The organism is Peribacillus alkalitolerans (genome assembly GCF_010882125.1).
Classification (GTDB): domain Bacteria; phylum Bacillota; class Bacilli; order Bacillales; family DSM-1321; genus Bacillus_BN; species Bacillus_BN alkalitolerans.
The window spans coordinates 38915-46372 of record NZ_JAAGVZ010000024.1 but is presented as its reverse complement, the minus strand read 5'-3'; the positions used below and the strand labels follow the sequence as shown (position 1 = coordinate 46372).

Sequence of the window (7458 nt, the reverse complement as noted above, 5' to 3'; positions counted from 1 at the left end):
TTTACAGCCATAGAAAAATCCCCTCCAAGTAGTAGTGCATCATCCATGATAAAATCATAGGCTTTTTACACTGTCTACTTAAAGGGGATAATACCATTTTAATGCTAAAATTGGGCTTTTTATTTTGGATTTTCCTTAACGTTGTAAATACGCGTTTTGCTGTGGGGTATCCTAATTTGATCTGTTGCTCAAATTTTCGTTGAAAAAAAATTATGTCGATTTATGATCGGAAAAATGATCATTTCTAAACTGCTTGGGGGTTAAACCTGTGTATTTTTTAAAGATTTTTATAAAATAACTTTGGTCGTTGAAATTTAGCCATGTGCCGATGTCTGAAATCGAATAATTTGTTAAAAGTAATAGCTTTTTTGCTTCGTCAACTCGTTGCCGTTGAATGTATTCACTTATTGGTTTACCAACCTCTTTTTTAAAAAGTGATGATAAGTAATTTGGGCTTAAACGACACATTTGTGCGAGGTGATCAAGTGTGATTTCGTCATAAAGATGGTTATAAATGTAATGTTGACAAGCTGTTATTGGTGCAGAATATTTTTCTTCATTTAATTGGTGCACACGATTGGTAAAATCCATTATGGCTTCTTCCGTTAATTTCAATATTGCTTTTAAGCTTCCTAATTCCTCGAGTTGTTGAATATAGAAATCGCTTAAGGTAAAGGACGTTTCATCATTTAAACCACCTTCAATTGCCGCTCTGCAAACAATAGCAATTCCAGTAATCATTAAATTTTTTTCACTTCTTAGACGATTTCGTTTCGATAATAATCCTAATTCCGCCTCACCGACAATAGAGTAATCGAAGATATCCTTTAATTTATCTATCCGTCCATTTTTGACGTAATCAAGCAAAACCCGTTCATATGAAAGATTGGAATGAAAAATGAAATTCCTTCTCCCTTTTGAAAGCTCAAGATCCGGATTCTCAAATTCAATCATATCAAAGGTCAACGCTTTATTGTTTTGAATGACCATCGTTTTATCAAGCTTTATATGGTACATCAAATAGTAAACCAGTAAACTAATCGTTAGAAATTGTTGACTATCAATAATGGGGACGGAATTATAGTATTCAATGAGTTTCCTTTTATTTAGGTTTCCTTTAAAAGCATCAAGGATCTTGTTAATATTTTCTTCAGATATTTCTGACTCAAGGGTAGGGCCTAAAATGATGGTACCTAAAAATAGATTCGTTTTTTTTAGATTGACAAAGAAAAAGTTCAAATTTGAATTCGAAAAGAAGATAGGAAAATCCTTTGGATTATCTTCATAAGTATAGACGCTTATCTGCTCTTTGAACGGGATGTAATATGGATGATTCCGTAAGTCTCTACTTGAAAATTCGTATACAAACACACCAAATTGATCGACATAATAAACAGGGATTTTATGAACTTTATAAATAAGCTCACATATATATTGTAAATCTTGTATGGCTATTTCCATCTATTCTATAAACTCCAATCAAGTTTTTTGTCCATTTTTTAAAGTTAATAAATACTATTATTCGTAAGATAATACAATAAATATTTTTAAACAAGCAATAAAATGATTGATGTAAGAAGGATAAACAAGGATAAACAAGGAGGAATTAAACATGGAATTATCAAATAAAATTGCTGTCATAACTGGTGCTGGAAGCGGAATCGGAAGAGCAAGCAGTTTGAAACTTGCTAGTAACGGTGCAACAGTTGTATTGGTCGATTTCAATCAGGAAACAGGAGAAGAAACATTAAAACTTGTGAAAGAACAAGGTGGAGAAGGCATCTTCGTCCAGGCCGATGTCTCTAAAACTGAAGATGTACAAAACTACGTAAAAAAAGCAGTCGAAACATATGGACGTATTGATATATTTTTCAATAATGCAGGTGTTATTCAAAAGTTTGCCCCTTTCACAACAGTAGAAGAGTCCGAATTTGACCGTATTATGGCCATAAATGTAAAAGGAGTCTTCCTTGGATTGAAATACGTATTAAAAGTGATGGAGAATCAAGGAAACGGTTCTATAATTAATACCGCTTCTACTGCAGGGGTTCGTCCTGAACACAGTGTAGCTGTATATTCTGCAAGCAAACATGCGGTTGTAGGCTTAACCAAGGGTGCTGCATTAGAATATGCGAAAAAAGGAATTCGCATTAATGCACTATGTCCTGGCGGTGTGAATACAGCATTAACAACAAGCGTTGAAGCTCAGTTTGCAAAAGGTGGTTACGTTCCAGAAGAGATTTCCAATATGAGAATGGGTCGTTATGCTGATCCGAAAGAACTCGCTGAAATGGTTGCTTACTTAGCATCAGATAAAGCGAGCTATATGACCGGTTCAATTGTTCTTGTAGATGGTGGGTTAACTTTATAATCAATAAAAATATCCCAATGGAACAGGTAGAAAAACCTAAGAAATACGAGGAACTTACAACTATTTATGTGTACAACTTCTAGCGGTAAGAAATTAAAGAACTTACTTCAGTTTACGAGAAACTAATTTAATTTGTAATGATGAAATAGGAATGTGTTAGACATGGGAAATGGTAAAATAGCATTATTACAGGTGCAGCAATGGGTCAGGGTGAAGCGGAAGCGAAGCTTTTCGCCCGAGAAGGCGCTAATGTCGTGTTAACCGATCTTCAAGAGGATAATGATTCAATCTGCGAAAGAAGGTAGAGTATGAAAATTGATGCGCCGAAAATATCGACTGAGTTAACTGCGAAGAAGTTTACTGACATTTATTATGAGGAAGATCCAGAATTTGAAATGTCCATCATCACGGATTCAGAGTTTTCCAATGAGTCCGTAGATCGATTACGTCTATATAACACAGTCATTAAGAATTGCAATTTCATGAATACCGATTTTAGTAATATTGATATGACTGATGTTCGATTTGAAAATTGTAATCTATCCAATGCAAACTTAAGCCACGCTTCCATTCATCGAGTTGAATTCTTTAACTGTAAATTACTCGGTAGTAACCTAACAGAGTCTTACATTGGTAATGTGAAGTTTGAAAACTCAATCCTAAATATGGCCATGTTTGGCTACTCAAAGTTTGAAAAAGTAATATTCAACGATGTTTCATTAGAGAGTGCGGATTTGTATGATTGTAAACTAAAAAAAGTTCAATTCATTTCATGCAATATTAACGGAGCGAACTTTGAAGAAACTCCCCTCAAAGGAATTGATATTAGCTCCTCAGATTTTGAATCACTAATCGTTTCAATTGATAACTTACAAGGATGCACAGTATCAACCAATCAAGCTATCCAGTTTGCATCCTTATTTGGAATAAAGATTAAAGGTTAATCTTTGAAATTTTGCTCTTGAACAAACTGGCGCGTTTATTGAGGAACGCGTCTTTTCATGTATCGAGCCAGATAATTGAATAACACTCGTTAATAAAATATTTATCTATTAGAAGACTATGTTAAAATTCATTGTTGAATTTGCACTAAGTTGATTAGAGCGGAAGGTGCGAGACTCCTGTGGGGAGAAAGGTTTACATGAGACCCCGCAGGAGCATCTAGCACCCGGTTCTAATGGATGAAGGAAGCTTTATATTTCTTCAACAAAGGAATCATATCGGAATGAAAGGGGAGGAGGCGTTCTTTTCTTCCTTTGCCATAGATCAAAATGGTTCCATTATATAAGTCGATTTGTTGCCAGGTTAAGGCTATGATCCTTCAAAAAAGCTTGAAAGATGGTCAAATCACATTCATAGCTGCTAACCGTATTTTGGGAATATTTTATTAGACTTCCAAATACAGTAAAAAATCATCTAAGGCAGGTAGAAATTCCAAAAGAAAAACCTCCAAATCGGTTATTATTTGGACGTACCCATAAATTATATCCCGTCACCAACACTTATCGGATCAAGCTATCTAGTTATCAGGAAGGTCCAAAAGATAAGATAGCAGATAATAAAATCTGCATACTCCTATACTTTCTAATTAATAGTTTTCATCTCTCTACTCGTTTGCCTGTTTCTTAAGTGGAAAGATACTAAATAAGTTCTTATTCTCCATTGAATCCTGATATTCTCGTAATAGAAGTTGTAAGCCGTCACGATCAATTAGTTTGACATTGTTCCTTTTTGCAGAAAGAATGGCAGCTTTCGAATAGTATCGGTTTGTAATCACAATCTTTTTTTGAGCATTCCAATATCCCGTACCACTGCAAACTTCATTGATCGCTTCCACACCAACATTTTGACCTTCCCCATAACACTTGGCTTGGATTACAGTCTTGGTTTTATCCTTAACTGTGATTACATCTGTCCCAAAATCACCTGTTGGCGGAGTTACTTCAGAAAAGCAGCCAAGCCCATCATATAGTTTTGAAAGAAACAATTCAAATTGCCTTCCATTCATTCTATCAATTTCCTCAATTGCCACAAAATTTTCTATTGGAGGTTTAGAAGAATTATTGACTAAATTGAAGTTTTTACACCAATGCCATATTCCTATAAGCATAAAATAAACCAATGAAGAATTTCTCAATGAACAATATTTAGAAGGGTCTGCCCAGTTCATTAATCAATGTAAAAATCACGAAAGAATCTTATGATTTTTCCCTTATGATAGTGTGGAGAACCAGTTAAGACAAGAGATAATTATCAAAACATAAGAGATTAACAGACGCAAAGATATATCCTGTTTGGCAAAATAACGATATAATGGAAGAATTAGAGAAACTTATTATCGAGGGAAATGAAGTGATAGGTATTGGCGGAGCGGTACCTTATTTGAGTTATCGGATTGATTTCGTTAATTAGATCAATACTTAAAGAAATATTCGCAAAATTCTCTACTGTAAACTTTCATTTGTTAGTGATGCCAATGAGCTACTTCTCGATTTCCCTTGTTTTTCAGCAGATGGAACAGCCAATATTAATGCGAGAACATCTATTAAAGGTAGAAAAGTGTATAAGGATAATGGGACACGTGTAAAGGCTCCAGAAGACTTGAAATGCCTAGATATCATTAAACAAAATATCGAATTCCTAAAAGGTTTTGGAAATACCTCAACACAAAAAGCAATTAGAATTTAGTTTATAAAAATAAAACATCTTCACCTAATGGAGGGAAATCCATTGATTAATAAAACAAGAATATTTATTAGTTCTGCTTATGAAGAGGCATTAAAGCAACCTAGAAAACATATAAAACACCAATTGGAAAATAGTGGACATGAAGTACCTATATTTGAACACGGTGACTGGGGAACATGGGAAAAGGATACATTAAAACAGTGCTTGGAAGTTGTGAAATCCAGTGATGTATATGTACTTTTAATAAATAAAAGTGCTAGTGCAGGAAAACTACTTAAAGGGAATGTTACACCAACATTCAAAGAATACAAGGCAGCAGTCCAAGAAAAAAAGCATATCCTTGTCTTTGTATCACACGACATAAAGAGTAATTTTATGACACTCCATCCCAAGCTAAAATCTATACATGAGGCTTATGTTAGAGATTTTCATCGCAAACCTGATTCACCTTTAGATCCATTCGAAGATTGGATTAAAGAGAACATGGAAGATGGACAATTAGGGAAAAAGTTACTTGAAGTTGCAGACCCTTTTGTTTGGGCATTTCTTTTTGAGATATATTCAAACGGTCATTGGCTTTATGATATTGATATTTCACAGTCAAAAGAAGAAGCGAAGAAAATATCAGATATGTTGAGTACGTCTTTAAGGTCTGTTGTTCATTTTATTTCTAAAAGGGATGAAATTGAGCTTTTACAAAGCCAAGCTATTTATTTGTTAAGGTACGCAGAATACACATTGTCTATGCTTGCTGAAAGAAATTTAATCAGTAACAATCCGGATAATTACAAAGATAAGTGGTCAAACTTATTAGAACAAGGAATTTCTTTCTTAAAAGAACCAAAAGACGTTATTCAAGCACGAGATTTTAACCCAACTTTAATTACTAAAGTAAATGGATGTTATGCAGCATCATTATATAATTTTGACGAGAAATCCAATCAATTAAGACTTGTTGGTACAGCTGGTGACATAACCGCCCATGAAATGTTCTTTTTAGACGAAAAAGATGTATTTGTGGTAGATGCTTTTAACACTCAAGAGAAAGTTATTACATATCGTGAAGAGAAGCAAACACTATATATAACTGAACCTATTGGTGATTCTGTACTTTGTTTACATTTCTATTTAGCTCACAAATGGTCATATGAAAAAGTTATTGCTCACATAGATGAAATTGAATATGCTATAATGAATGAACAAGATTATTTCTACGGATTTCTAAAATTGCTAATAGGAGGGAGAACATTATGATGAGAAAAGAAAATTATCAAACCTCTGGTTCAGTAGTAATTAAACGTTCCCCTGCGGTAAATGGAAGAAAGATAAACAAACCTATGGAAAGAGTTTCTAATTTACCTGCATCCTTAGTTGTAGGAACTGGAAAAAGTAATTTGCATAAATCAGTTTCACAAAACATCATTTCTCTCGGTAGAGTTCTTAAAGAGTCAGATAAGATCATGCCAAGAGCGAAATTTCAAACTAATAATTAATTAGTCATAAATTACCAGCACCCAGTTTTACAGAAAGCTACTTAGCTATCTGTAAAACTGGGTCTTTTTGTAGAAAGGACTGATGGATACTGGAGGAAACAGAGAAGAAACACAAAGAACTTCAAAAGAGAGTTCAAAAACTTCGTATGGAAAATGAGGCTATATTAATTAGTGCCGGAAAGTAAAGCAGAGATAACAAACATGAGTTGTCTCTCTTTTTTCTGCCTTCTATGATGGCAAAGTTACCTTCCATTCGGATTGGTTTACCTCTGAAATATGAGACATGGCTATTAAAGCATTTTCTTTAGTTTCTCTTTGAAATGATCTGTGAAAACACCTTTGTCTAGACCATCTTTTAACAATTCTATTAGTCCATCCTCTGTCAGATCAAGTGGTCTAGGTAGAAAAGTTTTTGTCCCAATCCTTCTCCTTATACCAGACAAATCTAATTTCTTCACTCTTCAGTTTTTTGACATAGATCCACTCAACAGCAGAAATATCTTCGCCTTCCTGAGTAGTACCTTGAGCTAATAAATTACAGAGATGTATTTGCGTCTTTATTGCGAGAAAAGTGGTTTGTTAAAAGATGAAGTGTTACAATGGGCACCAATTATAGCTGTAGCAAGGTTGTCCGCAATTGTATCGTCAGAGAAATCAGAACGTCTTTTTGACATAATAAATCATTAACTTTAAGTTTATTTTTTAGAATGTTACACATTATAAGTTTGTTTATCTTTCAGTAAACAAACAGGGAGAAGAAAAATCTACATCGTATCGTGTCGCTCCCCAAGGTGGCATTTTTGTTATGGGAGTAAAGGGGGCAGGTTTAATAAGGATAAAATTATATAAGATGTAATTAAATCCTAAAAAAAATAATTAACAGGTTATTGACACAAAAGTTTTTAA

Annotated in this window: 6 protein-coding genes; 4 read left to right on the top strand and 2 right to left on the bottom strand. The window is 34.0% G+C overall.

The window, feature by feature from the left end; all coding sequences use genetic code 11:
- Window positions 1–210 precede the first annotated feature (210 nt).
- Window positions 211–1461: a helix-turn-helix domain-containing protein gene (locus G3O09_RS19330; protein WP_163103078.1), complete on the bottom strand. Its 1251-nt coding sequence runs from the start codon at window positions 1459–1461 to the stop codon at window positions 211–213.
- A gap of 151 nt (window positions 1462–1612) precedes the next feature.
- On the opposite strand from G3O09_RS19330, the gene G3O09_RS19325 reads away from it, so the two are divergent.
- Both G3O09_RS19325 and G3O09_RS19315 read left to right on the top strand, forming a co-directional pair.
- Window positions 1613–2371 carry an SDR family NAD(P)-dependent oxidoreductase gene (locus tag G3O09_RS19325; RefSeq protein WP_163103077.1) on the top strand — a complete coding sequence of 253 codons (759 nt, stop codon included), beginning with the start codon at window positions 1613–1615 and terminating at the stop codon, window positions 2369–2371.
- Between the two features lie 308 nt (window positions 2372–2679).
- The gene (locus G3O09_RS19315) at window positions 2680–3315 is read left to right on the top strand and encodes a pentapeptide repeat-containing protein (RefSeq protein ID WP_163103076.1); all 636 of its coding nucleotides are present in this window, start codon (window positions 2680–2682) and stop codon (window positions 3313–3315) included.
- Between the two features lie 662 nt (window positions 3316–3977).
- Here G3O09_RS19315 and G3O09_RS19310 read toward each other — a convergent pair.
- The gene (locus tag G3O09_RS19310) at window positions 3978–4379 is read right to left on the bottom strand and encodes a restriction endonuclease (RefSeq protein WP_163103075.1); all 402 of its coding nucleotides are present in this window, start codon (window positions 4377–4379) and stop codon (window positions 3978–3980) included.
- A gap of 722 nt (window positions 4380–5101) precedes the next feature.
- Between G3O09_RS19310 and G3O09_RS19305 the strand changes: the two genes are divergently transcribed.
- Together G3O09_RS19305 and G3O09_RS19300 are read left to right on the top strand one after the other, a co-directional pair.
- The gene (locus tag G3O09_RS19305; RefSeq protein ID WP_163103074.1) at window positions 5102–6313 is read left to right on the top strand and encodes a DUF4062 domain-containing protein; all 1212 of its coding nucleotides are present in this window, start codon (window positions 5102–5104) and stop codon (window positions 6311–6313) included.
- The gene (locus tag G3O09_RS19300; RefSeq protein WP_163103073.1) at window positions 6310–6552 is read left to right on the top strand and encodes a hypothetical protein; all 243 of its coding nucleotides are present in this window, start codon (window positions 6310–6312) and stop codon (window positions 6550–6552) included. Before G3O09_RS19305 ends, G3O09_RS19300 begins: the two co-directional genes overlap by 4 nt.
- Window positions 6553–7458 lie beyond the last annotated feature (906 nt).

What these genes read in the sequence shown, in the direction of transcription:
- G3O09_RS19325 (WP_163103077.1), top strand. Translation starts at nt 1,613, where the DNA reads ATGGAATTATCAAATAAAATTGCTGTCATAACTGGTGCTGGAAGCGGA.
- G3O09_RS19310 (WP_163103075.1), bottom strand. Translation starts at nt 4,379, where the DNA reads ATGAATGGAAGGCAATTTGAATTGTTTCTTTCAAAACTATATGATGGG.
- G3O09_RS19330 (WP_163103078.1), bottom strand. Translation starts at nt 1,461, where the DNA reads ATGGAAATAGCCATACAAGATTTACAATATATATGTGAGCTTATTTAT.
- G3O09_RS19315 (WP_163103076.1), top strand. Translation starts at nt 2,680, where the DNA reads ATGAAAATTGATGCGCCGAAAATATCGACTGAGTTAACTGCGAAGAAG.
- G3O09_RS19300 (WP_163103073.1), top strand. Translation starts at nt 6,310, where the DNA reads ATGATGAGAAAAGAAAATTATCAAACCTCTGGTTCAGTAGTAATTAAA.